At 69.9% G+C, this 23671-nt stretch carries 19 protein-coding genes; 7 read left to right on the forward strand and 12 right to left on the reverse strand.

What is annotated here, in order from left to right; genetic code table 11:
* Positions 1-88 precede the first annotated feature (88 nt).
* Together N1F91_RS13975 and N1F91_RS13980 are read right to left on the reverse strand one after the other, a co-directional pair.
* Entirely contained in the window at positions 89-1237 is a 1149-nt protein-coding gene (locus N1F91_RS13975) for a methyltransferase (protein WP_289992936.1), read from the reverse strand.
* Positions 1234-2112: a polyprenyl synthetase family protein gene (locus N1F91_RS13980; RefSeq protein ID WP_289992938.1), complete on the reverse strand. Its 879-nt coding sequence runs from the start codon at positions 2110-2112 to the stop codon at positions 1234-1236. The genes N1F91_RS13975 and N1F91_RS13980 overlap by 4 nt, the downstream gene beginning before the upstream one ends.
* A 68-nt stretch (positions 2113-2180) precedes the next feature.
* On the opposite strand from N1F91_RS13980, the gene crtD reads away from it, so the two are divergent.
* Entirely contained in the window at positions 2181-3770 is a 1590-nt protein-coding gene (gene crtD / locus N1F91_RS13985; protein WP_289992940.1) for a 1-hydroxycarotenoid 3,4-desaturase CrtD, read from the forward strand.
* Positions 3656-4603, forward strand: coding sequence for a carotenoid 1,2-hydratase (locus tag N1F91_RS13990; RefSeq protein ID WP_289992941.1), 948 nt, complete (start codon positions 3656-3658; stop codon positions 4601-4603). The genes crtD and N1F91_RS13990 overlap by 115 nt, the downstream gene beginning before the upstream one ends.
* Positions 4604-4639: 36 nt before the next feature.
* On the opposite strand, the gene N1F91_RS13995 is transcribed toward N1F91_RS13990, so the two are convergent.
* Genes N1F91_RS13995 through bchI form a run of 6 tightly spaced genes read right to left on the reverse strand, consistent with a single transcriptional unit; the run spans position 4640 to position 11124 of the window.
* Positions 4640-4840 carry a hypothetical protein gene (locus tag N1F91_RS13995; protein ID WP_289992943.1) on the reverse strand — a complete coding sequence of 67 codons (201 nt, stop codon included), beginning with the start codon at positions 4838-4840 and terminating at the stop codon, positions 4640-4642.
* The gene (locus N1F91_RS14000; RefSeq protein ID WP_289992944.1) at positions 4837-5919 is read right to left on the reverse strand and encodes a phytoene/squalene synthase family protein; all 1083 of its coding nucleotides are present in this window, start codon (positions 5917-5919) and stop codon (positions 4837-4839) included. The genes N1F91_RS13995 and N1F91_RS14000 overlap by 4 nt, the downstream gene beginning before the upstream one ends.
* A complete protein-coding gene (locus tag N1F91_RS14005) occupies positions 5897-7429 on the reverse strand; it encodes a phytoene desaturase (protein WP_289992945.1) in 1533 nt (510 codons plus the stop codon). Before N1F91_RS14005 ends, N1F91_RS14000 begins: the two co-directional genes overlap by 23 nt.
* Positions 7430-7474: 45 nt before the next feature.
* Entirely contained in the window at positions 7475-8347 is an 873-nt protein-coding gene (gene bchO / locus N1F91_RS14010; RefSeq protein ID WP_289992946.1) for an alpha/beta fold hydrolase BchO, read from the reverse strand.
* 24 nt (positions 8348-8371) lie between these two features.
* Complete coding sequence (locus tag N1F91_RS14015; protein WP_289992947.1) at positions 8372-10105, reverse strand: magnesium chelatase subunit D; 1734 nt, start codon at positions 10103-10105, stop codon at positions 8372-8374.
* A complete protein-coding gene (gene bchI / locus N1F91_RS14020; protein WP_289992996.1) occupies positions 10102-11124 on the reverse strand; it encodes a magnesium chelatase ATPase subunit I in 1023 nt (340 codons plus the stop codon). Before bchI ends, N1F91_RS14015 begins: the two co-directional genes overlap by 4 nt.
* Before the next feature lie 192 nt (positions 11125-11316).
* Between bchI and N1F91_RS14025 the strand changes: the two genes are divergently transcribed.
* Together N1F91_RS14025 and dxs are read left to right on the forward strand one after the other, a co-directional pair.
* Positions 11317-11721 carry a cytochrome c family protein gene (locus N1F91_RS14025; protein WP_289992949.1) on the forward strand — a complete coding sequence of 135 codons (405 nt, stop codon included), beginning with the start codon at positions 11317-11319 and terminating at the stop codon, positions 11719-11721.
* A 136-nt stretch (positions 11722-11857) separates the two neighbouring features.
* Positions 11858-13789, forward strand: a complete 1932-nt coding sequence (gene dxs / locus N1F91_RS14030; RefSeq protein WP_289992951.1) for a 1-deoxy-D-xylulose-5-phosphate synthase — start codon at positions 11858-11860, stop codon at positions 13787-13789.
* Positions 13790-13793: 4 nt separating this feature from the next.
* Here dxs and N1F91_RS14035 read toward each other — a convergent pair whose 3' ends face one another.
* From N1F91_RS14035 to N1F91_RS14050, 4 genes are all read right to left on the reverse strand, one after another.
* The gene (locus tag N1F91_RS14035) at positions 13794-14252 is read right to left on the reverse strand and encodes a TspO/MBR family protein (RefSeq protein ID WP_289992953.1); all 459 of its coding nucleotides are present in this window, start codon (positions 14250-14252) and stop codon (positions 13794-13796) included.
* A gap of 72 nt (positions 14253-14324) precedes the next feature.
* Entirely contained in the window at positions 14325-14591 is a 267-nt protein-coding gene (locus N1F91_RS14040) for a hypothetical protein (RefSeq protein ID WP_289992955.1), read from the reverse strand.
* A 210-nt stretch (positions 14592-14801) separates the two neighbouring features.
* Positions 14802-15407 carry a response regulator gene (locus N1F91_RS14045; protein WP_289992957.1) on the reverse strand — a complete coding sequence of 202 codons (606 nt, stop codon included), beginning with the start codon at positions 15405-15407 and terminating at the stop codon, positions 14802-14804.
* A complete protein-coding gene (locus N1F91_RS14050; protein WP_289992958.1) occupies positions 15391-17682 on the reverse strand; it encodes an ATP-binding protein in 2292 nt (763 codons plus the stop codon). Before N1F91_RS14050 ends, N1F91_RS14045 begins: the two co-directional genes overlap by 17 nt.
* Before the next feature lie 233 nt (positions 17683-17915).
* Between N1F91_RS14050 and N1F91_RS14055 the strand changes: the two genes are divergently transcribed.
* The 3 genes from N1F91_RS14055 (at position 17916) to recQ (ending at position 23668) form a co-directional block, all read left to right on the forward strand.
* The gene (locus tag N1F91_RS14055) at positions 17916-19262 is read left to right on the forward strand and encodes a helix-turn-helix domain-containing protein (RefSeq protein WP_289992959.1); all 1347 of its coding nucleotides are present in this window, start codon (positions 17916-17918) and stop codon (positions 19260-19262) included.
* Positions 19263-19411: 149 nt separating this feature from the next.
* Positions 19412-21748 (forward strand): xanthine dehydrogenase family protein molybdopterin-binding subunit, encoded by a 2337-nt coding sequence (locus N1F91_RS14060; RefSeq protein WP_289992960.1) that lies wholly within the window; start codon positions 19412-19414, stop codon positions 21746-21748.
* Positions 21749-21865: 117 nt separating this feature from the next.
* Positions 21866-23668, forward strand: a complete 1803-nt coding sequence (recQ, locus tag N1F91_RS14065; protein WP_289992961.1) for a DNA helicase RecQ — start codon at positions 21866-21868, stop codon at positions 23666-23668.
* Positions 23669-23671: the final 3 nt, after the last annotated feature.

Genomic DNA, 23671 nt, shown 5'->3' on the forward strand with positions numbered 1-23671 from the left:
TTGCCGCCGGCTTGATCCGGCGATCTGCTATGAGTGTCATCTTATATTTACAATGGATGTTGTCAATTAAAATGTACACATGCCTGTGTCAGGCTTGCGCGCACAGCACGCGGACGAGGAGCGGGGTGGCTGTGGCGCACTCGCGGACACCGCTGAAGCCTGCAGCCTCGACCAGCCGCGCGATTTCGTCGAACCGTCGCGGCCGTCCCTGGCGCATGGCGAGGAGGTAGAAGCCGAAATAGGCATGCCCGGCACGCTCGGCGCCCGGCGTGCCGGCCATGGGTTCGGACAGGGCCAGCGTGCCGCCGGACGGCAGCGCCGCGCGGACCGCCGACAGGATGGCCAATGCGTTGGGTTCGTCGTGATCGTGGAGGATACGGTTCAGCGTGATGATGTCGGCACCCTTCGGCAGGGGCTGGTCGAAGATGTCGACGCCGTGGACGCGGATGCGGGAGGCCAACCCCTTCTCCGCTAGTCGCGACCGCGCAAGGTCGGCGACGTCCGGCAGGTCGGCCAGGATGAGGCCGAGGCTCGGAGACCGGCGCGCGGCGGCCGCGACGAAGGCGCCGGTGCCGCCGCCGACATCCATGAGGCGGTGATGGCGCGACAGCGGCAGGGCGTCGAGCACCTCGTCGGCGACGAAGGCCTGCGATGCTTCCATCAGGCGCGAATAGGAGGCCGATTCGGCGGCCGCAGCGGGATCGCGCGCGGCATAGCTCCAGAAGCGGGACAATTCCGTCTCGCTGTCCGACGCCAGCAGGCCGACCGGATCGCGCAGGTCGTCGTAGAGCAGGGCGTGGTGTTCGATCATCGCAGTCACGCCGTCATTGCCGACGAGGGCCGCGCCGAGATCGCCGAGTCCCCAGCAGCCATCGCGCCGCCGTCGTGCAAGGCCGAGCGCGGCGGCGGCATCGAGCAGCCGCTCGGTTCTGTCGACGGGAAGCTGGATCCGGGCCGCGACCTCTTCCAGGCTGCGGGGTGCCGCGTAGAGGAAGTCCGGCAGGCGCAGCCGCACGAAAGCGGCCAGCACCTGCGAATAGACGAAGCCGGCCGTCAGGTCGAACAGCTGGCCGGCAGCGCGGCGCGCCACGAAGCGCGTCGGCCAGAAGCGGGCGGCAAAGCGGCGAAAGCGCGGGTCGGCCAGGCGCCGCGCCTTCCACTCGGCGAAGGCGTCGGCAAGACCGGCGCCGGCCGGAGCCCGCGCCGACCGTGACCCGAGACTGCCGTCGGCGCTCACGCTGCGACCTGCGAGGCCTCCCGCGGGAGAAAGCGCGATGCCTGGCTCTGGATCTCGATCCGCAGCGCGGTCTGCCCCGGACAGGCGGGAACCGAGGCCACGGCCTCGTCGACGAGATCCTTCAGCCGGCGGGCGGCGCCGGCGACGCCCAGTTCGCGCACCATGTTCGGCCGGCCGAGCGCCTCGTCCTGGCCGATCGGCTTTCCGATCTCGGCTGCGCTGCACAGCACGTCGCGAATGTCGTCGGCCACCTGATATGCTTCGCCGAGGCAGAAGCCGAGCGCGCCCCAGGGCTCGGCCTCGTGGCCAGCCGCCGCTGCGCCCGCCATCGAGGCGCCGGCGAAGAGCGAGCCGGTCTTGGCGCGCTGGTAGGCGACGAGGTCGGGCGATGGCTCGCTCTCCCAGGCCTGGCCGGCGACGATGCCGAAGGGCATGCCGACGGCGCGCGCCACGACGCTCGCCAGCGCCGCCGAGCGAAGCGGATCGGCTGCGGCCGCGAGTGCCACCGTCTCGAAGGCGAGGACGATCAGACCGTCGCCCGACAGGAGCGCGATCTGTTCGCCGTAGGCCACGTGGACGGAGGCCTTGCCGCGTCTCATGCCGGCATTGTCGAAGCATGGCATGTCGTCATGGACCAGCGAGGCGCAATGCAGGAGTTCGACCGCCGCTGCACCGGCCGCCGACAGGACCGGCTTGTCGTCGCCGCAAGCCGCGGCGATCGAGAGCGCCAGCCGCGGGCGGATGCGCTGGCCGCCGGGGAACACCGCATGCTGCATCGCGCTGGCGATCTTCGGCGGGGCGTTGCGCCCGCAGGCCCTTGCCAGCGCCCGCCGCAGGGCGGCTTCGATACGGAGCGAGGCATCGTCATGGGGCATGTCCGGATTCCTCTTGGCGTCACTTTCTTTAGACTACTTTGCATGTAAAAAATAGTTTACACAAGGGCATGATCAACGGCTCGACCCCGACCGGCAGGATTGCCGCCGCACCACGTGTGGCGATCGTCGGCGCAGGGGTGGGCGGGCTCTCCGCCGCGCTGCTGCTGGCCGCCCGCGGTCATGCGGTGACCGTCATCGAGAAAGAGGCGCGCGCAGGCGGCAAGCTGCGTGCGCTCGACGTGGCCGGCCGGCCGGTCGACTCGGGCCCGACGGTCCTGACCATGCGCTCCGTCTTCGACGGTCTGTTCGCGCAGGCGGGGCTCAGCTTTTCGGAGCGCGTGCCGACGTCGAAGGCGGAAATCCTTGCGCGGCACTGGTGGCCGGACGGATCGGCGCTCGATCTGCATGCCGACACCGACCGGTCGGCGGAGGCTATCGGCGATCTGGCCGGGATGCGCGAGGCGAAGGCCTATCGGGCCTTCTGCGCCCGGACGCAGGAGGTGTTCCGCACGCTCGACGCGCCCTTCATGCGCGAGCCCGAGCCCGGCCTGCCGAAACTCGTCGCCGGCAGCGGCATCGGCGGTCTCGGCGCTCTGACCCGTATCCGCGCCTTCTCGTCGTTGTGGCAGGTGGTGTCGACCTATTTCGCCGACGAGCGGCTGCGACAGCTGTTTGGCCGCTATGCGACCTACTGCGGATCCTCGCCCTACGCGGCGCCGGGCCCCCTGATGCTGGTCGCCCATGTCGAGCAGTCCGGGGTGTGGCTCGTCGACGGCGGCATGCGCCGGCTGGCAGAGGGACTTGCGACCGCGGCAACCGAGGCGGGCGCGGTCATCCGATGCGGCGCAGCGGTAGACAAGATCGTGATGCGGTCGGGCAGGGCCGCCGGCGTGCGGCTTGCCTCGGGCGAGACGGTCGAAGCGGATGCCGTGGTCTTCAACGGCGACCCGGCCGCGCTCGCCGCCGGCCTGCTGGGCGAGGGCGCGCGCGGCGCCATCGCACCGGCCGCATCGGCGGAGCGGTCGCTCTCGGCGCTGACGCTGTCGATGGTCGCCGATGCCGGCGGCTTCCCGCTGGCCCGCCACGGCGTTTTCTTCTCGTCGGACTACCGGGCCGAGTTCGACGACATCTTCGTGCAGCGCAGGCTGCCGGCCGACCCGACGGTCTATGTCTGCGCCCAGGACCGCGACGAGGGTGATGCGGGCGCGACCGGGGCCGAGCGGCTGTTCGCCATCATCAACGCGCCGGCCGAGACCGGCTCCACGTCACTGGGCAGAGGGGAGATCGCGACATGCATCGAGGCGGTCGAGAAGCGACTGCGGCGTTCGGGACTCGCGCTGTCGGTCATCGGGACACAGGTGACGACGCCTGCGGCGTTTCACCGGCTTTTTCCCGCAACCGGCGGAGCGCTCTACGGCCGGGCCTCGCACGGATGGACGGCGTCCTTCCAGCGGCCGACGGCGAGGAGCCGCATCCCGGGGCTCTACCTGGCGGGCGGGGCGGTTCATCCGGGGCCGGGCCTGCCGATGGCGGCGCTGTCGGGATGGCACGCGGCGGACCTGCTGACCCGCGACTGCGCTTCGACGGCGATGTCCCGCCCGGCGGCTATGCCTGGTGGTACGTCGATGCGACGAGCGACGACGGGCGTCACGCGCTGACGATCATCGCCTTCGTCGGCAGCGTGTTCTCGCCATACCATGCCTGGGCGCGGCAGCGCGGCGCGGTCAATCCGCTCGACCACGTGGCGGTCAACGCCATCCTCTACGGGTCGGGGCCGGGTCGATGGGCAATGACCGAGCGGGGCGCGGGCGCGCTGGCGCGGGCGCCCGACCGGCTGACGATCGGGCCGAGCGGAGTGGCGTGGGTGGACGGCAAGCTCGTCATCGACATCGACGAATGGGCCTTTCCGCTGCCGCGCCGGATGGCCGGGCGCGTCGTCATCGACCCCGGGCCGCTGTTCCATGCGGTGCATGCGCTCGATGCCCGGGGGCTGCATCGCTGGCGGCCCGTCGCGCCGCTGGCGCGCGCCACGGTGTCCTTCGACAATCCGCGCCTGGGCTGGAGCGGGCTGGCCTATGTCGACATGAACGCCGGCGACGAGCCGATCGAGAACGGCTTTCGCGGCTGGACATGGTCGCGCACGGCCGGCACCGACGAAACGACGATCTTCTACGACGTGGAGACGCGCCGGGACGGCGGGCGGGGGCTGGCGCTCTCCTACCGCGCCGACGGAACCGTCGAGCGAATCGCGCAGGAACCGGTTCACCAGCTGCCGGGCACCCTGTGGCGTGTCGGACGCGCGATGCGTTCGGCGACCGCACCGACCGACATCCACACGTTCGAGGATACGCCCTTCTACACCCGCACCGGATGCCGCGCCGGCCTGCCCGGCCGGACCGGACCGACCGTCTGCGAGAGCGTCGATCTCGACCGCTTCGCCTCGAACTGGGTGCGCATGCTGCTGCCGTTCCGCATGCCGCGGCGGCGGTAGCGAAGGTTCGCCTGAACGTCTGGCCGTCGCCGCGGTTCAGTCGCGGGTCCGGTCGCCAGGGGTGCGATCGGTCGGGGACGCATCGGCGCCGTTTCCGGCCTGGCCAGCCGCCAGGCGGTTCCGTTCGGCCCGTTCCCGGTCGAAGCGCCTCAGATTGCGCAGTTCGCGCACGCCGAAGACGAGCGCCAGACCGAGCACCAGAACCAGTTCGAACAGGATGATGTAGCCCGAACTCATGGCCGCGAGCGCTGGGTTTCGCCGAAGGGGATCCGCCGGTCGCGCGGCCGGCGCTGGAACGTGTGGAGCAGTTCGACCATCCGAAGCGCGCGCGCCTCGACGCGCCACCAGGGCGGCATGGCGCGGCTGCGGGCCGGCGGAGCGGAGCGGACGACCGCGTGGATCATGCCTCGGGCCTCGTCGAGCGCGGGCCAGGCGGAAGGCGCCTCGGCGGGATAGGCCTGGCCGACCGCATCGAGCAGCAAGGAGAGCTTGCGCGGGATCGTGACGACGGAACGCTGCGCGACCGGGTCGATGCCGGCGGATACGCCGCGCCCGATCTCGCGGTAGAGCAGCCGGGCGGCGGAAATGCCGATGCGGGTGGAGGCGGGCAGGGCCGCGATGCCGCAGAGCGAGCGGTCGTAGAGCTTCTCGGCCTCGGCGAGCAGTTCCGCCACGACGGCGCGAAGCGCCGGCGTGCAGACGGGGTCGGCGAGAAACCGGTCCGGATCGATGCCATGCCGGCGCAGCATGTCGAGGGGCAAATAGAGACGCCCGGCACGGGCATCCTCGCCGACGTCGCGGCAGATGTTGGTCAGCTGCATGGCGACGCCCAGATCGCAGGCCCGGGCCAGCACCGCCGGGAGGCGGCGGTCCATGACCAGCGTCATCATCGCGCCGACGGAGCCCGCGACCCGCATGGCATAGGCACGCAGCTCGGACAGCGTCCCGTAGCGGCGGGCCTCGGCGTCCCAGGCGAGGCCTTCGAGCAGTGCATCGGGAAGGGCGCGCGGAATGGCGAAGGCGGTCACGACGTCTGCGAAGGCGCGCTCGACGGTGCTTTCGCCCGGCGCGCCGGCATAGATGCGGTCGAGCAGCGCCCGCATCTCGGCCACGGCGGCAAGGCCGCCGTTCTCGTTGTCGATGCGGTCGTCGGCCATGCGGCAGAAGGCGTAGACGGCATAGGCGGGTTCGCGGATCGATACCGGCAGGAGCAGGGAGGCGAGGTAGAAGGATCGCGAGCCCTGGCGGATCGCCTGCCGGCAGGCCGCGCAATCGGCCGGGGTGCAGAAGCGTCTATCGAAGGTAGGCGCTGGCATGGGGCACGACCGTGTCGAGGATGCGGGCAGACGACAGCACGCCCGGAAGGCCGGCGCCCGGATGCGTTCCGGCGCCGACGAGGAAGAGGTCGCGGATGGTTTCGCTGCGGTTGTGCGGGCGAAACCAGGCGCTCTGCGTCAGGACCGGCTCGAAGCCGAACCCGGCGCCATGGGCCGAGAGGTAGTCGTCGCGGAAATCGACCGGCGTGATCACCTTCGAGGTGACGATGCGGCCGGACAGGCCGGGCATCAGCGTCTCCTCGAGCCGGCGTTCGATCGCCGCGCGGCGGCGTTCGGCCTCGACCGTCCAGTCGACGTCGCCCTGGAGATTGGGCACCGGCGTCAGCGCGTAGAAGGCATCGCAGCCGGCTGGCGCGACGGCCGGGTCGCTGGCGCTCGGGCGGTGGAGGTAGATGGAGAAGTCTTCGGTCAGCCGCTTGCGCTCGAAGACGTCCTCGATCAGGCCCTTGTAGCGCGGGCCGAGCAGGATGGTGTGGTGGCCGACCGCGTCGAAGCGGCCCCTGGTGCCGAAGTACCAGACGAGCAGCCCCATCGAATGGCGTGCGCGGGCGATCTTGCGGTCGCTCCAGCGGCGCGGCGCGGCCTTGTCGAGCAGGCGTCCATAGGTGGTGGCGGCATCGGCGTTGGAGACGACGATCTCCGCGGCGATTCGCTCCCCGCTGGCGAGCCGCACGCCGGTCGCCCGGCCTTCCTTCGTCTCGATCCCGGCGACTTCGGCGCGCGTGCGCACGATCCCGCCTTGTTCTGCGATCAGACCGGCGAGGCCATCGACCAGCCGGCCGACGCCGCCGATCGGGTAATGCACGCCCCAGCGCCGCTCGAGATCGGGGATCAGGCAGTAGATCGCCGGCGCGCGAAACGGATTGCCGCCGATCAGGAGCGGGTGGAAGCTGAGCACGGTGCGCAGCTTGGGCGAGCGGACGTAGGAGGAGACGAGCCCGTGGACGCTGCGCCAGCCCTCCAGGCGTATGAGGTCCGGGGCGATGCGCAGCATGTCGGCGAAGGAGGAGAACGGCTTGTGGCCGAGCTGTTCGAAGCCGACGCGACAGATCTCGCGGGCCATCGCCATGAAGCGGTCCCAACCCTCGACGTCGTCGGGCGCTGCTCGTGCCACCTCGGCGCGCATGGCGTCCGCGTCGCGCCAGCAGTCGACATGCGAGCCGTCGTCGAAGCGGATGCGGTAGAAGGGGTCGAGCGGCCGCAGATCGACGTCGTCCTGCATCCGCCGCCCGGCGAGCGTCCAGAGTTCCTCGAACAGGAACGGGGCAGTGACGATGGTGGGGCCGCGGTCGAAGGTGAATCCATCCTGCGACAGCACCGAAGCGCGGCCGCCGATGCGCTCCAGCCGCTCCAGGACGGTGACGCGAAAGCCGCGCGCGCCGAGCCGGACGGCGGCGGCGAGGCCGCCGAAGCCGGAGCCGATGACGACCGCATGCGGCCGCCGGTCGGTGGGGTCGAACCTTCGGTTTCGGTCGGGACTTGTCAACATGAGTGGACAGTATGCGATGTCATTCGAAATGACAAAGGGAAAACGTCAGAGGAGACCCGAGGCGGCGGCCTTGTCGATGATCAGGGCGGCGATCTCGGCTGGACGCTCCTCGTGGACGAGGTGCCCGCCCGACGGCAGCAGGAGCGCCTCGGCCAGCGGCGCGCGGCGGGCCAGTTCGGCGGCGTCGCCAGGCGGGATCGCCCTGTCGCCGGCGGCGGCCACGAGAAGCAGCCGCGGTTTCAGCTGGCCGATGCGCCGCGGAAGGTCGTCCAGATCCCACGCGGCCATCATGCCGAGCGTCGCCTCGACGTGCCCGGCTGTCCGGAACAGCCGTTCGTAAAGTGCCACGCCGCGCGCATCGATCGTCGAACCGGTGCCCCTGAGCAGGCGTTCCGTCGCGCCCGACGCCTGCGCCCGCCAGGAAAACAGACGCGGTGCGAGCGGATTGAGGAAGAGCAGCTTGGCCAGCGGCGAAAACAGGCCCGCGCCGCGAATCGGCTTGATCGCGCCGTTGAGCGAGATGATCAGTCCCGGCGCCAAGCGAAGGTCGAGCGCCATCTGGAGCGCGATGGCGGCGCCGGCCGAATGCCCCACGACCACACGCGGCGCGCTCCCCAGTTCGGAGACCAGCGCGGCCACCCGCATGGCCATGCCCGGCAGCGACATGCCTTCGGGATGGGGCAGCCCCGTGAAGCCGTGGCCGGGCAGGTCGGGCACGATCACGGTGAAACGGCGGGCGAGAAGCGGGGCCACGTCGCGCCAGCTGTGGCTCGCAGCGCCCGTGCCGTGCAGCAACAGCAGCGCAGGACCCTGGCCCATGACCTGGACGTGCCAGCGCAGCCGCGCGGCCGACACGAAGCGGCTCGCCTCGCGGTTCGGCCAGTCGCGGCCCTGCCTGTTCCATTCCGGCCGGTCCATGCCCCGCTCCAGGACTTCGCGAACTCAGGCCCGGGCCTGGAGGTGCACGGAAAGCTCGCGGCTGATCCGCCGGCTGTCGCCGTGCGGCAGGGGACGATACTCCGCGCCGAGCTTGCGCGCGAGGTCTGCGAGCGCGCCTTGAGGACGGGAGGCCGTATCGATGACGACGCCGCGCGTTCCGCCCGCGCGGAAGACGGCCGCGGCGCGTGCGGCGTCCTCCGCCGCCTGCTGGCGGCCCTGCACTCCGCCGAAGCCGATGTTCGGCCGGCCGTCGGTCAGGAAGACCGCGATGGCCTCGCGGCCGGTGCGGGCGACGGTGGCGGCAAGCGATCCTGCCGCCAGGATCGCGTCCGCCAGCGGCGTGCCGCCGCCGCCGGGCAGGGCGGCGAGCGCGCGCTTGGCCCGCACCAGCGAGCGCGTCGGCGGGAGCACCACGTCTGCACCGGGGCCGCGGAAGGCGATCAGGGCCACCTCGTCGCGCCGGCGGTAGCTCTCGGCAAGCAGCAGTTCGACCGCGCCCTTGGCCTCGGCGAGCCGCGCGGCCGCGGCCGAGCCGGAGGCATCGACCACGAACAGCACCGTGGTGCCCTGCGGCTCGCGGCGGCGCAGCCAGCGGAAATCATCCGGACGCACCAGAATGCCGGCGCTCGGGGTGCCTGTGCGGTTTTCGCTTGCCTGCCTGCGGCGGATCGCCTGCCAGGGAGCGGCGGCGCGCAGGGTGGCGAGCACGTCAGGCCTTGCCCCCGGAAAAGGTGGCGTCGAAGCGATGCCGACGGCCGGGCCGCGGCGCCCGCCCGTCCTCACCGCTCCGGCGCCGCTGCTGCGGCTCTTGCGTGCGCCTGCGGCGCCTGCGCCATCGAGCAGACCAGGCGGCAGTGCAGCGGCGGCGGCCTCCAGCACGACATCGGCCAGTTGCGCGCCGTCTTCCGAATTCTCCTGCTGTTCCTCTCCCGGGTCCGGCGGCGGCGGGGGCGGAGATTGCTGTGCCGCCTCCGCGACGGCTTCCGCGCCGATGACCAGCCTCAGGGCCAAGGCTGCGTCTTCGGTCTCGACGGTCGGACTGGCGCGCAGCGCGGCGGCGGCACGGGCGGCCCGGACCAGGAACAGGAGCCGGCGCGGCGAATGCGCGATCGCAAGCGCAGCCAGGGCATCGAGCAGCCCGTCGTCGAGATGGATGCCGTGCAGCCGCGATCGCGCGGCGAGAAGCGCATCCACGTCCGGCGCGATGTCCGCCATGCTGGCGACGCTCGAGAGATCGATGGTGAAGCCGAGCCGTTCGGCGAGCGGGGACGGAATCGTCTCGCCGGGCTCGGCACCCTCGTCGAGCGCGATCAGCGCGAAGCGCGCCGGCAGATCTCCGGAAAATCCGTCGCGTTCCAGCCGCACCGCACCCCGGTCGATCGCCGAGCAGATGACCGCAGTCTGGGCGCGGTCGAGCCGCTCTGCCATCGGCACGACGATCGTCCCGCCATGCGCGGCGGCAAGCAGCCCCGTGTCGAGGATCGGTTGTCCGGCTGCCAGGGTGGCTGCCACGTCGAGCCCGCCGGCCAGACGGGCGGGATCGCAGCCGGCCGGGAGCCGCCGTCGCGGCGCGCCTTTCGGGAAGCAGCCGAGGGCGACCTCCAGCCAGCGGTCGCGGGCCGGGCCGGCGCGGGCCCGCAGATGCATGCCCTTGAGCCCGTCGGGATCGATGGCGAGAAGACTCGCGGCGGCGATGGCGTCGGCCCAGGGCCTGTCAGGGCCGGGAACTCCGCTCATCGGGCCGCAAGTTCGGCGATCGCGCGGTCGATGCGGACGGTCGAACCTGCCTCGTCGAGCGGATCTCGCCGCAGGCGGTGGCGCAGTGCCGGCGGCGCGATCGCGGCGATGGCCGCCGCGTCCACCCGCTCGCGGCCGTCAAGCGCGGCGGCGGCGCGGGCGGCCCTGAGCAGCGTGAGCTCGCCGCGCAGACCGTCGACCCCGAGCGCGAGGCAGAGCCGGCTGGCGAATTCCATCGCCTCGTCGGGCGTCTCGATCGAATCGAGACGGCGCCGCGCCGCGGAGATGCGCGACCGCAGCCGCGAATCGGCGCGCTCCCACTGGGCTGCGAAGCCTTCGGGATCACGGTCGAAGCGGTCGCGTCGCTTCACCACCTCGATGCGCTGCGCGACATCCGTCGGCGATTTCACCTCCACCGAAAGACCGAAGCGGTCGAGCAGTTGCGGACGCAGTTCGCCTTCCTCGGGATTGCCGCTGCCGACGAGGACGAAGCGTGCCGGGTGGCGGATGGACAGGCCGTCGCGCTCGACGACGTTGACGCCCGAGGCCGCGACGTCGAGCAGCAGGTCCACGAGGTGATCCTCCAGAAGATTGACCTCGTCTATGTAGAGGAAGCCGCGATGGGCCGCCGCGAGCAGGCCCGGTTCGAAGGCCTTTTCGCCATGCGCGAGCGCCTTCTCGAGGTCGAGCGCACCCGCGACGCGGTCTTCTGTGGCGCTGAGCGGAAGGTCGACGACGGGAACCGGCACCTTGCGCGGGCGGCCGGCGGATTTTCCGGCACGGCATGCCGGGCAGAGTTTGGCGGGCGCGGCCGGATCGCAGTTGAAACGGCAGTCGCCGGCCACCGCCATCGGCGGCAACAACCGGGCCAGGCCGCGGACGGCCGTCGACTTGCCCGTGCCGCGGTCGCCGAAGACGAGGATGCCGCCGATCGTCGGATCGACGGCCGCCAGCATGAGCGCGTGCTTCATCCCGTCCTGGCCGACGATGGCGGAGAACGGGTAGGTCGCGGACGCCAGTCCAGAATGATTTACGAAGGCATATGTCAACTTCGTTTACCTCACCCTATTCAAAGCATGGCTTCGATCGGTTATCAATCGGAATTGTCAGTCCGTGCCGACACTCCGTCCAGTTCGATGGACAGGTGCGCTTGACGACGAACCGCCCGGGCCTAATTGTTCGGACGAAGGGAAACACACCGGGAGGAACCCATGACCAAACCGATTTCGCTTGCCACCGCCGCCATCCTGCTCTTCGGCATGCCGACGATCGCCGCCGCGCAGGACGTGGCGAAGGGCGAAACCATCTTCAAGCGTTGCGCCACCTGCCACGGGATCGGCGACACGACCAAGCCGATCGCGCCGAACCTGAACGGGGTGGTGGGCCGTGTGGCAGGCACCCAGGAGGATTTCCTGAAGAAGTACTCGAAGGCCATGGTGGCGGCCGGCGAGGGCGGTCTGGTCTGGACCGAGGCCGACATCGACGCCTATATCACCGACCCGAAGAAGAAAGTGCCCGGCAACAAGATGGCCTTCCCGGGCCTCAAGAAGGCCGACGAGCGAGCCGACGTCATCGCCTACATCAAGACCTTCTCGCCGGAAGCCGCGGCCCAGTAGCCGCAAGAAGTCTATGGACAGTGACGGCGCTTGGTGTCAATCTAAGTGGACATCAAGCGTCGGCGACCTCCGCCGTGGAGCCGAATCCGGCGCCTGAAAAGAGGTGGTGCGCACCAACGCCCGCCCGGGAGGATGCATGGACACACCTGCCACGCCCTTGCTCGACCAGATCGTGGAACCGGCCGACCTGCGCCGGCTCGACGACCGTGGGCTTGTCCGGCTCGCCGATGAAGTCAGGGCCGAAACCATCTCGGCCGTGTCGGTGACGGGCGGCCACCTCGGCGCCGGGTTAGGCGTGATCGAACTCACCGTCGCGATCCACGCCGTGTTCGAGACGCCGCGCGACCGGCTGATCTTCGACGTCGGGCACCAGTGCTACCCGCACAAGATCCTGACGGGCCGCCGCGACCGCATCCGCACCCTGCGACAGGGCGGTGGGTTGTCGGGTTTCACCAAGCGATCCGAGAGCGATCACGATCCCTTCGGCGCGGCCCATTCCTCGACGTCGATCTCCGCCGGGCTCGGCTTTGCGGCCGCACGCGATCTCGGCGCCGATGTCGGCGACGTGATCTGCGTCATCGGCGACGGTGCCTTGTCGGCCGGCATGGCCTACGAGGCGATGAACAATGCGGGCGCGCTCGGCAAGCGGCTGATCGTGATCCTCAACGACAACGACATGTCGATTTCCCCGCCGGTCGGAGCGATGTCCAGGCATCTGGCGCGGCTGCAAGCCGGCGAGCCCTTCCAGGACCTGAAGGCTGCGGCGAGGGGAGCGGTGGCACGGCTGCCCTCGCCCATCCGCAAGGGTGCGGAACGGGCGCGCGGGGTGATGAAAGGCCTGGTCTCGGGCAACACACTGTTCGAGTCGCTCGGCTTTTCCTATGTCGGACCGATCGACGGGCACGACATGCCGACGCTGCTTGCCGTGCTGCGGATGGTGCGCAGGCGCGCCGACGGCCCTGTTCTCGTGCATGCGGTGACCAGCAAGGGCAAGGGATACGCACCCGCCGAACGTGCCGCCGACAAGTACCACGGCGTCGCCCGCTTCGACGTGGCAACCGGCGCCCAGGCGAAGGCGCCTCCCGGTCCGCCATCCTTCACCAAGGTGTTCGCCGACAGCCTGATCGCAGAGGCGGAACACGATCCGCGCGTGGTGGCGGTGACCGCCGCCATGGCGAGCGGCACCGGTCTCGAGGGTTTCCAGAAGCGGTTTCCCGACCGCTTCTTCGACGTCGGCATCGCCGAGCAGCACGGCGTGACATTCGCGGCGGGCCTTGCGGCCGCGGGCATGCGGCCCTTCGCGGCGATCTATTCGACCTTCCTGCAACGCGCCTATGACCAGGTGGTCCACGACGTTGCGCTGCAGCGGCTGCCGGTGCGTTTCGCCATCGATCGCGCCGGGCTGGTGGGCGAGGACGGGCCGACCCATGCCGGTTCCTACGACCTCGCTTATCTCTGCAACCTGCCCGACTTCGTGGTGATGGCGGCGGCCGACGAGGCCGAGCTCGTCCACATGGTTGCCACCGCCCATGCGATCGACGACCGTCCGTCGGCCTTCCGCTATCCGCGCGGCGCCGGCACCGGCGTGCCGCTGCCCGCGCGCGGCATTCCGCTGGAGATCGGTCGCGGCCGGCTCGTGCGCGAGGGCGCTTCGGTCGCGCTGCTCTCGCTCGGCGGGCGGCTGGAGGAATGTCTGGTGGCCGCCGACGAACTCGCGCATCGTGGCATCACGGCCACGGTTGCCGACGCGCGCTTCGCCAAACCGCTCGACCGCGGGCTGATCCTGGCGCTGGCGCGCGACCACGAGGCACTGATCACGGTGGAAGAGGGTGCCGCCGGCGGCTTCGGTGCGCATGTGCTGCATCTGCTGGCTGCAGCCGGGGTGCTCGACAGGGGGCTGCGCATCCGCACGCTGACCTTGCCGGACCGCTTCATCGACCACGACAAGCCGCGCGCGATGTATGACGCCGCCGGGCTGAACGCGCCGCAGATCGTGCTTTCGACGCTGGATTGCCTCGGACTGATGGAGCGGCGGCTCTATCCGGTGCCGGCGATGCCGGCCGCCTGATGCGTCAGGCGGCCTGCGGGTTCCTGCGCCAGACCGAACGGTTCAGCGCGGCGGCGATCGACACCCAGACCAGGTAGGGGACGAAGAGAAGAGCGGCCCAGGAAGAGACGGGCCACACGCTGACGATGAAGCCTGCGATCAGCAGCCAGAGAAGCACGACGTCGACGAAGGCGAGGTCCATGCGGCGGCGCCCGAAGAACAGCCACGACCACGCCGCATTGACGACGAGCTGCGCTGCCCAGAGGGTGATCGGCAGAGACCAGCCGGCGGCGCGCCAGGCCAGCCATCCGGCAATCGCGATCATCAGGAACAGGATGGTCCAGACGACGCCGAAGGACCAGTTGGGCGGAGTCCAGGACGGTTTGTCGAGCGTTTCGTACCACGCGCCAGGCTGGAACAGCGCGCCGCTCGATGCCGCGGCGACGCAGAGTATGACGAATACCGCGATGGACCAGTCCAGCATGATGCAGGCTCCGGCAAGGGTTGATCCGCATCACTTAGCGCCGCTGCCGCGATACGCAAGCCGCGTTGCCTGTCAGGCCTGGGTTTCGAAGCCGTCTTCCGCCGCCTCGCCGAATTCCGCCGCGCCGGCCACGAGGCGGTAGACCCGCGCAATTTCGGCGAGCAGGCCCAGCCGCACCAGTTCGCGCGCGGCTTCGGAGCGGTCCGCCACGCGGTTGGCATATCGCCAGCCTTCGAGCGCGGCGAACTGCTCTTCGTTCAGGACGACCTCGATTCGCAGGCTACCGGGCCGTGCGCCGGCCGCACCAGCAGTGCCATTGCCATTCTCGGAGGCGGACACGCCACCTTCTCCCTGTTTCGCCGATCCATTGCCCTGACACCGCCCGGACGGCTGATCGGAGCTCCTCCACGACATCGAACCTAGGGCGAAAGCGCTTCCTGCTCCATTGCGGAAAAACGCCTACGGGGATTCTACTTATGGAGGGCCGTCTATGGAGGGTCGGGAGGGGAGGTGGCGCCGCTGCGACGGCGTCGAGCCTGCGCTGCCCTGCTAGCGCATCATGCGGATGAGGTCCGACAGGCCGCGTGCCTCGAGCTTCTCGCGGATGCGGGCGCGGTGGATCTCGACGGTGCGCTGGCTGATGCCGAGCTGGTCGGCGATGGCCTTGTTGGTCTCGCCGAGCACGAGGTGGTCGAGCACCTCGCGCTCGCGTCCCGTCAGCCGGGCGAGCCGGTCGGCGACCTCTTCCGGCGCGATCGCGTTCGGTGCGCGGTTCGCCACGGCGTCGGCTGCGAGTTCGATGGCGGCGAGGATCTGTTCTTCGGTTCCGGGCTTCTCGATGAAGTCGAGCGCGCCCGCTTTCATTGCCGCCACGGCGACGGGGACGTCGCCATGGCCGGTGAGGATGACGATCGGGATGGCGTCGCCCTTCTCGCGCAGCCGGCGCTGCAGTTCCAGGCCGTCCATGCCCGGCATTCGCAGGTCGAGGAGCAGGCAGTCGGCGGGCAGCCGGTCTGCGGTCGCAAGGAAGGCTTCCGCGGAGACGTGAACGACGACGCGGGCGCCGTGGGCGACCAGCAGCGCCCGCATCGAATCGAGCACCGACGGGTCGTCGTCGACGACATGGATCCGAAGGCGCTCAGCTCTCCACGGCACGTGCGCCTCCGCCGATCGGCAGCGAGAACACGATCAGGGCCCCATGCGGCACCGGCCGGGAGCCGATCCGTCCGCCATGGGCCTCCACGATCGACCGGCACAGCGACAGGCCGAAGCCCATGCCGCTGCTGGTGGAGGCATGGAAGGGCTCGAACAGGCGGTCTGCGATCTCCGGCGGGATGCCGTGGCCCGTGTCGCGCACGCAGATCTCGGCCTCGGCGCCGACCTGCCGCACCGCCACTTCGAGCAGTCGCTCGTCGCTGCCGCGCATCGCCGCCAGGCTGTTGCGAACCAGGTTGAGCACCAGTTGCCCGAGCTGGATCGGGTCGGCCACCACGGTCGGCAGCGCCCCCTCGAAGGCGAAGCGCACGGTGGGCTCTGGATCGTCGGAGGCGGCGAGCGCCAGCTCGACCCCCTGGCGAACGACCTGGCGGAGGTCCACGGGCTCGGCGACGAGTTCGCCCTGGCCGATGAAGTTGCGCAGCCGCCGCACGAGTTCGGCCGCACGCCGCGACTCGACCACGGCGCGGTCGATCAGGCCGTTGATGTTGTCGGGGATGGCGAGCCCGTGGTTGCGCAGTTCCTGGCGACAGGCGTTGACGTAGTTGGTGACGGCGGCGAGCGGCTGGTTGAGCTCATGGGCGAGGGCGGAGGCGAGTTCGCCCATCGAACTGCGCCGGGCCGCATCCATCACCATCAGTCGAAGCCTCGCTTCCTCGGCCTCCGCCAGCTTCTGTGCGGCGACGGCCGCACGTTCGCGGTCGAGGCTGTTGAGGGCGAACAGAGCGCGGCGAAGGATGCGCAGCGCCTCACGGTCGCTGTCGGAGAAAGGCTTGCTGCGGCCCCGCCGCTCCTCGCTCCACAGCGCGAACGAGCCGCGTGGCGAGAGCCGCGTCGTTCCGTCGGCCCCCGTCCGCTCGACCTTGTCGGGCTTGCCGGCCCAGGCGATGGTGTGCTCGAACTCCTCGCGCAGGAAGACGAGGAAATCCTCGCCGTCCTTCGACAGCTCGAGATAGGCGGCACCCGAGGCCATCGACCATTGCGATGGATCGAGATCGAGTTCGGCAGGGACGGCCTCGCGGGTGGCCAGTCCTTCGACCAGATCGCTGCGCAGTCGATCGAGCGGCGGCAGGGGATGCGGTGTCCGGCCGAAGCGGGTGACGACGCCGCCGAGCGCGAGCACCATGCCCTGCGCATCGGCGTGCTGCATCAGCTCTGCCGATTTTTCCGCGATGATCGAGGCCAGGGGATGTCCCTCGCGCGCGGTCCGCTCGATGTCGGATGCCGTGCGCTCGGCCCTTATGCTCTGGCGCAGCTGCGCCGCGTTCTCGAGGCTCTGCAGCAGAGCCGAGATGGTGCCGCCGAGCAGTTCGCAGAAGCGGAACCGGCTCCATGGCAGATGCAGCGGGCCGTAGTGATGGCAGGCCACGAGACCCCAGAGGTCGTCGTTGGAGATCAGCGAGATCGACATCGACGCGCCGACGCCCATGTTGCCGAGATACTCCACATGGACGGGGGCGACGCCGCGCAGCTTGGAATGGGTCAGGTCGAGGGCAGCGGGATGCGATGCGTCGGCGATTGCGCCGCGGTGGGTCAGGATCGGCACGGGCTCGGCCATGATATCCGGGATGGACCGGATCACGTTCAACGCGAAATGCCGCCGCGCCGGCTCGGGAATGTCGGAGGCCGGGTAATGCAGGCCCAGGAAGGAATCCTCCCGCACGGTGCTTTCCGCGATGACTTCGCCGTGCAGATCCTCGGCGAAGCGGTAGATCATCACCCGGTCGAAACCCGTCACCTCGCGCACGATCTGCGCGCTTGCCCGCGCAAGTTCCGTCAGCGTGTCCGGCCGGATGAGTTCGGTGATGACGCGCTGACGCAGTTCGTCTTCTTCCCATACCCGATCCGGCCCATGCTCGGGGAGCACGAACTCCAGGATGATGCTGCCGCCGTACCGATGGGGAAAGCACTCCAGGCGGACCGTGCCGTCGGGCCGTACCACGTCGACGAACCATGGTTTTATGAGGTCCGGGCGGCGCGGCTCCATCGCCCGTGCCTGCAGTTCGCCCGCAAGAACCGGCCCGAGCAGTTCCCCCATCGGCCGGCCGAGCAGCGTTTCGGGCGACCGCCCGAGATAGGCCTCGGTGTTGGCGCTGACATAGTCGATCCGCAGCGACGCGGCATCGGCCGCCACCAGCGCGCCATTGGGCTGGATGGATCCTATGAAATGGATCGGTTCGGTGTCGCACGACGTCAGGTCGATGCGCGGTCGCATGTCGATCTCCCGGCGCCGGTCTCGCGGCGTCCAGCGGAAGGACGCGTTTCGACGGGTTCCGTCGCGGGTGGCGATCGCGTCCTCCGCTCCCCATGTGCGACAAGTTAGGCAAGGCGGCACGCCAAGGCAATGGAATGAGTTGACACCGCCGGTCACCGGCGCGAAGACGAAGCCGCCTGCAGGCGCCGCCTGAAGCTGGCGCCACCTTGGCTTCGAAAGCCCGCGAAACAGCCATGTCGGGACAGGACATCCTTCAGAAAGCGATCGGAAAGGCCGATCCGGATTCGCTCGCGCGGATGATCACGTTCGTGGCGGACGTCGCCGTCGTGGTGGATTCCGAGGACCAGGTCCGGGATGCATCGCTGGGATCGCGTTCGACCGGTCTCGTCGATGTCGCATCCTGGAAGGGGCGCAGTCTGTCGGATCTCGTCGATGCCGAAAGCACCGGCGACCTGCAGGGCCTGCTGACAGAGGCGCGGGCGGGCACCGAGGGAGTGTCCCGGAGGATCCTGCATCCGACGACTTCCGGCCTTGTTCCCGTCGAGTATGTCGCGATGGCCTTCGGCGGGGAGGGCGGGATCGTCCTGATCGGCACCTCCGCGCCGCCGGTCCCCCGCCCGGAATGGCCCTCGGAGACGCTGTTTCACCGCCTGTGGGCGCTCGGCAGCGACGCCATGCTGCTGGTCGACGGCCGCACCGGCGCAATCCGCGACGGCAACCGCGCCGCTGCGGCGCTGCTCGGCGTCCATGCGGAAAACATCCGCTCCGGTCGCCTCGCCGACTATCTCGACGGGACATCCCGCGCGGAAGTCAGCGTCCGGCTGCGCGGGGTGCTGTCGTCGGGTCGTCCGGACCGCTTCCAGACGCCGCTCGCCGGAGGCCACCAGACGCGCCTGTCGCTGGTAGCCGAACCCGCCGGCGGCGGCGAGGCCGGACTTCTGCTCGTGCGACTGTCTCAGGCCGGCGACAACGAGACGGGCGAGGACCCCTCCTCGTCCTTGCCGCAGCTCATCCGCGAGAGCCCGGATCCGGTCGTGCTGATCGATCCCGCCGGTTCCATCCTCTGGGCCAACGACGCGTTTCTCGGTGCCGTCGGCGCTCCCGCCGAGGTGCTGGCGGTCGGCCGCGGCATCGAGGAGTTCGTCACGGTCGACGGCGGGCGGCGCCTCGCCGATCTGCTGTCGGCAGCCGAGCGCCAGGGACGTCTTTCGACCGGCGGCATCGGGCTGGAGGCGCTCGATTCCGGCCTGACCGCCTGCGAAGCGGTGATCTTCCATGTGCCGGATGCCGTCCTGCCGCGATACGGCATCGTCCTGCGGGTGCTTCGTGCCGGTGCAGCTTCGGCGAGCGCAGAGGGCGAAAGGCTCGACCTGACGGCCCTGACGGACCTCGTCGGCCGCACGCCGCTGCGCGATCTCGTCCAGAACACGACGGATCTGATCGAGAAGATGTGCGTCGAGGCCGCCCTGCGATTGACCGGGAACAACCGGTCCGCTGCGGCGCGCGCGCTCGGGCTCAGCCGTCAGGCCTTCTATCTGAAACTCAGGCGTTTCGGACTAGCCGACCACGCCGAAGACTGAACCGGACCGAAGGGCGTGGGCGCAGGGGCGACTTCGTCAGACGAGCGCGACGCTGCCGTCCGAAAACTGATGGCGATGGCGAAATACGGTCGACCAATCATCAGGCCTCCTGCTCCGTCAAGGCTGGAGGCCGCGCTACGAGGACTCCCATGGATCATGCACTCGGAAGCTCTCCCGCACGGATCGAAGACGAACGGCTGATCACCGGGAGGGGACGCTTCACCGACGACATCGGGCGGGCGCGCGAGCTCTACATGACGGTGGTGCGGTCTCCGCATGCCCATGCGCGTATCCGCTCCATCGACGTGGAGGCGGCACTGGCTGCGGCGGGGGTGGTGGCGGTGGCGATGGCCGCCGACCTGCGGGAGGCTGGAATCCGTGGACACGACGTCTTCGTCAAGCATCCGCGGCCAAATGGCGAGGCGATGTTCGTGCCGGAACGGCTGGCGCTCGCCGAAGGGACGGTCCGCTTCGTCGGAGACCCGGTCGCGGCGGTCTTCGCCGAGACGAGGGGTGCTGCGCGCGACGCGGCCGACCTGTGCCAGATCGACTACGAACCGCTGCCTGCCGTGACCGATGTGGCCGATGCCATCATCGACGGCGCACCGAACCTATGGGAGGCAGCGCCCGGAAACCGCGCCTTCGAGGTGGAACGCGGCAATGGCGCGGCGGTGGACGCGGCGATCGCCCATGCAGCGACCGTCGTCGCCTCGGACATGCGCATCTCGCGCGTCACCGCGCTGCCGCTGGAGCCGCGCGCGGCGATTGCCGAATGGGATCAGGCCGAGCAGCGCTTCACGCTCACCTGCGGCACCCATACGCCGCATCAGGGGCGCGAGGCGCTGGCGAGGATCTTCGGGCTCGGCATGGACCGGATCCGGGTCGTCTCGCCCGACCTCGGGGGTTCGTTCGGCATGCGCGAGGGTGCCTATCCCGAATACGTCGCGGCGATGTGGGGCGCTCGTGCGCTCGGACGGCCGGTGCGCTTCGTGGCAGACCGCTCCGAATCGATGGCCGGCGACTATCATGGCCGCGACAACCTCGCGCGGGTCGAGCTTGCGCTCGATGCCGAAGGCAGCTTCACCGGCCTGCGCGTGCGGACCCTGGCGGGCATGGGCGCCTACCTGTCGCTTGGCGGGAGCCTCGTTCCGGTCGCCCATGTCGGCGGGCTTTCCGGCGTCTACCGGACACCGGCGATCCATACGCGGGTCACGGGCGTCTATGCCAACACCAGCCCGACGGCGCCCTATCGCGGTGCAGGTCGGCCGGAGGCGATCTATGCGCTGGAACGCATCATCGACATCGCCGCAGCGCGCACCGGCATGGACCGGGTCGAGCTCCGGCGGCGCAACCTGATCCCCGCCGCCATGATGCCGTGGGCGACCGGCTTCCTCTACACCTACGACAGCGGCGACTTCGCTGCGAACATGGACAAGGCCCTGGCTGAGGCCGACTGGGCGGGTTTCGCCGAGCGCCGCGATGACGCGGCGGCGCGAGGGCTGCTGCGCGGCATCGGGCTTGCAAACTCGATCGAGCCGTCCGGCGGCGGGCTCGTCGACAAGCCATTCGGGGAGGGCGCGGAAATCCGCTTCTCGGCCGACGGGCGCGCGACCGTGCTGCTCGGCACCAAGTCGCACGGCCAGGGACACGAGACGCTTGTGGCGCAGCTGATGGCGCACCGGTTCGCCTTGTCGCCGGACAAGGTGCGCGTGGTCAGCGGCGACACCGATCTGATGCCGAACGGGACGGGCAGCTTCGCCTCGCGCACGACGGCCGCGGCAAGCACGGCGCTGATGGAAAGCGCGGACCGCATCCTGCGCAAGGCAAGCCGGATCGCCGCCCATCAGCTCGAGGCCGCGCCGGACGATGTCGAGTTCTGCGACGGCCGGTTCGTCGTGGCGGGCACCGACCGCTCGGTCACGCTGGCGCAGGTCTGCGCGGTGGCGCACGACCATTTCCGCCTGCCGCCGGGCGAGGACATGGGGCTGCGGGCCGAAGCCTTCGTCCATGCGGCCAAGGGGACGTTCCCGACCGGATGCCATGTCTGCGAGGTGGAGGTCGACCCGGAGACCGGGGAAACGACGATCCTGCGCTATCTCATCGTGGACGATGTCGGCCGTGTCCTGCATCCGGGTCTCGTCGCCGCGCAGCTCCATGGCGGAATCGCGCAGGGGCTGGGGCAGGCAATGATGGAGGAGATCCGCTACGACGAGGGCGGGCAGCTGCTCAGCGGCTCGCTGATGGACTATGCGCTGCCGCGGGCGAACGACCTGCCGATGTTCGAGACCTTCAGCAATCCGACCGAGACCCGGGCCAATCCCCTCGGGGTGAAGGGCGTGGGAGAGGCCGGGACCGTGGGTGCCCTGCCGGCTTTCGCCAATGCGATCATGGACGCGTTGTCGGTGCACGGCATCGACCATCTCGACATGCCGCTGACGCCGCAGCGGATCTGGGCGGCGATCCATGCCGCTCGATCGGGCGCGTAGGCTGAACGGAGATCGGCCGGCGCGCATGCAAATGAAGCGTCGTAGGCACGGCACGGCGCGGCGAGCGTTCGTGTCTGCTATGACACGGCACCATTCTGATTCCCGAAGAAAGCCGTCTTGTCCGCCGATCCCAGACATATCCTGAAAACCGTCTACGGCTACGACGCCTTCCGTGGCCCGCAGGCCCGGATCGTCGAGCACGTGGTGGCGGGCAACAATGCCTTCGTGCTGATGCCGACGGGCGGCGGCAAGTCGCTGTGCTACCAGATCCCGGCGCTGGCGCGGCCTGGGATGGGGCTGATCGTCTCGCCGCTGCTGGCGCTGATGGCCGACCAGGTGGCGGCCCTGCGGCAGGCGGGCGTGCGGGCGGCGGCGCTCAACTCCGACCTGCCCGCCGACGAACGGTCGCAGCTGTGGCGCGACATCGGGCAGGGCGCGCTCGATCTCCTCTACGTCGCGCCGGAGACCTTGCTGCGGTCCGAGACGCTCGACCGGTTGCGGCGGGTGCCGCTGTCGCTGATCGCCATCGACGAGGCGCATTGCCTGTCGCAGTGGGGGCACGACTTCCGGCCGTCCTACCGCCAGCTCGACGCGATCGTCGGCCTGTTTCCGGATACGCCGCGCATGGCGCTGACGGCGACGGCCGATGCGCCGACGCGGGCGGAAATCCTCGAACAGCTGCAGATCGCCGAGACGGACGCGTTCATCGCCGGTTTCGACCGTCCCAACATCCGCTACGCCATCAGCGAAAAGGACAATCCGCGCGCGCAGCTGAAGCGTTTCCTGGCCGGGCACGAGGGCGAGAGCGGCATCGTCTACTGCCTGTCGAAGCGCAAGACGGAAGAGACAGCCGAATGGCTGCGCGGCCAGGGCTACGACGCCCTGCCGTATCACGGCGGCATGGACAAGGCCGCGCGCGAGGCCAACCAGCTGCGCTTCCAGCGCGGCGAGGCCGTCGTGATGGTGGCGACCATCGCCTTCGGCATGGGGATCGACAAGCCGGACGTCCGCTTCGTCGCCCATATCGACCTGCCGAGCAGCATCGAGGCCTACTACCAGGAGACCGGACGAGCGGGACGGGACGGGCTGCCGTCCGACACGCTGATGCTCTACGGCTCCGAGGACATCGCGCTGCGCAGCCGTTTCATCGAGGAGTCCGACGCACCCGACCAGCGCAAGCGCACCGAGCGGCAGAAGCTCGACGCACTGCTTGGCCTCGCCGAGACGGCCGGCTGCCGCCGTCAGGTGCTCCTGTCCTATTTCGGCGACAGCTGCGCGCCTTGCGGCAATTGCGATACCTGCGCCAAGCCGCCGGAGCTGTTCGACGGGACGACGGCCGCGCTGAAGGCGCTGTCCTGCATCTACCGGACGGGGGAGCGCTTCGGACAGGCCTATATCGTCGACGTGCTTCTCGGGGCGGATAACCGCCGCATCGCGGAACAGGGGCATGACCGTGTCTCCACCTACGGCATCGGCAAGGAACACGACAGCCGCACCTGGCGCGGCATCCTGCGCCAGCTCATCGCGCTGCGCCTGATCGCCGTCGATCTGGCCGGCCATGGCGGGCTGTCGATCGGCGAGGCCGGCCGGCAGTTCCTGCGCGAGAAGCCGGTGCTGATGCTGCGGCTGCCGTCCGCGCCGCGTGCCGAGCGGACGAAGGTGTCGCGCAAGCAGGCAACGGAGGCGCTGCCGGAGGAAGACCGCGGGCTGTTCCAGGCATTGCGGGAAAAACGCATGGAGATCGCCCGGGCGCAGAACGTCCCGCCCTATGTTATCTTCCACGATCGCACCCTGATGGAACTGGCTTCCGCCCGGCCGCGAACCCGCAGCGCCATGAGCGCCGTTCCGGGCGTCGGCGAGGCGAAGCTGGAGCGCTATGGTCCCGCCTTCCTGTCGGTGATCGCCCAGCACGCCGACTGAGCC

Origin of the sequence: Aquibium sp. ELW1220, from assembly GCF_030398385.1 — a bacterium.
Classification (GTDB): domain Bacteria; phylum Pseudomonadota; class Alphaproteobacteria; order Rhizobiales; family Rhizobiaceae; genus Aquibium.

Coding starts and splice junctions, on each gene's coding strand:
- N1F91_RS13980 (WP_289992938.1), bottom strand. CDS start 2,112: ATGCCCCATGACGATGCCTCGCTCCGTATCGAAGCCGCCCTGCGGCGG.
- crtD (WP_289992940.1), top strand. CDS start 2,181: ATGATCAACGGCTCGACCCCGACCGGCAGGATTGCCGCCGCACCACGT.
- N1F91_RS13990 (WP_289992941.1), top strand. CDS start 3,656: ATGGCACGCGGCGGACCTGCTGACCCGCGACTGCGCTTCGACGGCGAT.
- N1F91_RS13995 (WP_289992943.1), bottom strand. CDS start 4,840: ATGAGTTCGGGCTACATCATCCTGTTCGAACTGGTTCTGGTGCTCGGT.
- N1F91_RS14000 (WP_289992944.1), bottom strand. CDS start 5,919: ATGCCAGCGCCTACCTTCGATAGACGCTTCTGCACCCCGGCCGATTGC.
- N1F91_RS14005 (WP_289992945.1), bottom strand. CDS start 7,429: ATGTTGACAAGTCCCGACCGAAACCGAAGGTTCGACCCCACCGACCGG.
- bchO (WP_289992946.1), bottom strand. CDS start 8,347: ATGGACCGGCCGGAATGGAACAGGCAGGGCCGCGACTGGCCGAACCGC.
- N1F91_RS14015 (WP_289992947.1), bottom strand. CDS start 10,105: ATGAGCGGAGTTCCCGGCCCTGACAGGCCCTGGGCCGACGCCATCGCC.
- N1F91_RS14025 (WP_289992949.1), top strand. CDS start 11,317: ATGACCAAACCGATTTCGCTTGCCACCGCCGCCATCCTGCTCTTCGGC.
- dxs (WP_289992951.1), top strand. CDS start 11,858: ATGGACACACCTGCCACGCCCTTGCTCGACCAGATCGTGGAACCGGCC.
- N1F91_RS14035 (WP_289992953.1), bottom strand. CDS start 14,252: ATGCTGGACTGGTCCATCGCGGTATTCGTCATACTCTGCGTCGCCGCG.
- N1F91_RS14050 (WP_289992958.1), bottom strand. CDS start 17,682: ATGCGACCGCGCATCGACCTGACGTCGTGCGACACCGAACCGATCCAT.
- N1F91_RS14055 (WP_289992959.1), top strand. CDS start 17,916: ATGTCGGGACAGGACATCCTTCAGAAAGCGATCGGAAAGGCCGATCCG.
- N1F91_RS14060 (WP_289992960.1), top strand. CDS start 19,412: ATGGATCATGCACTCGGAAGCTCTCCCGCACGGATCGAAGACGAACGG.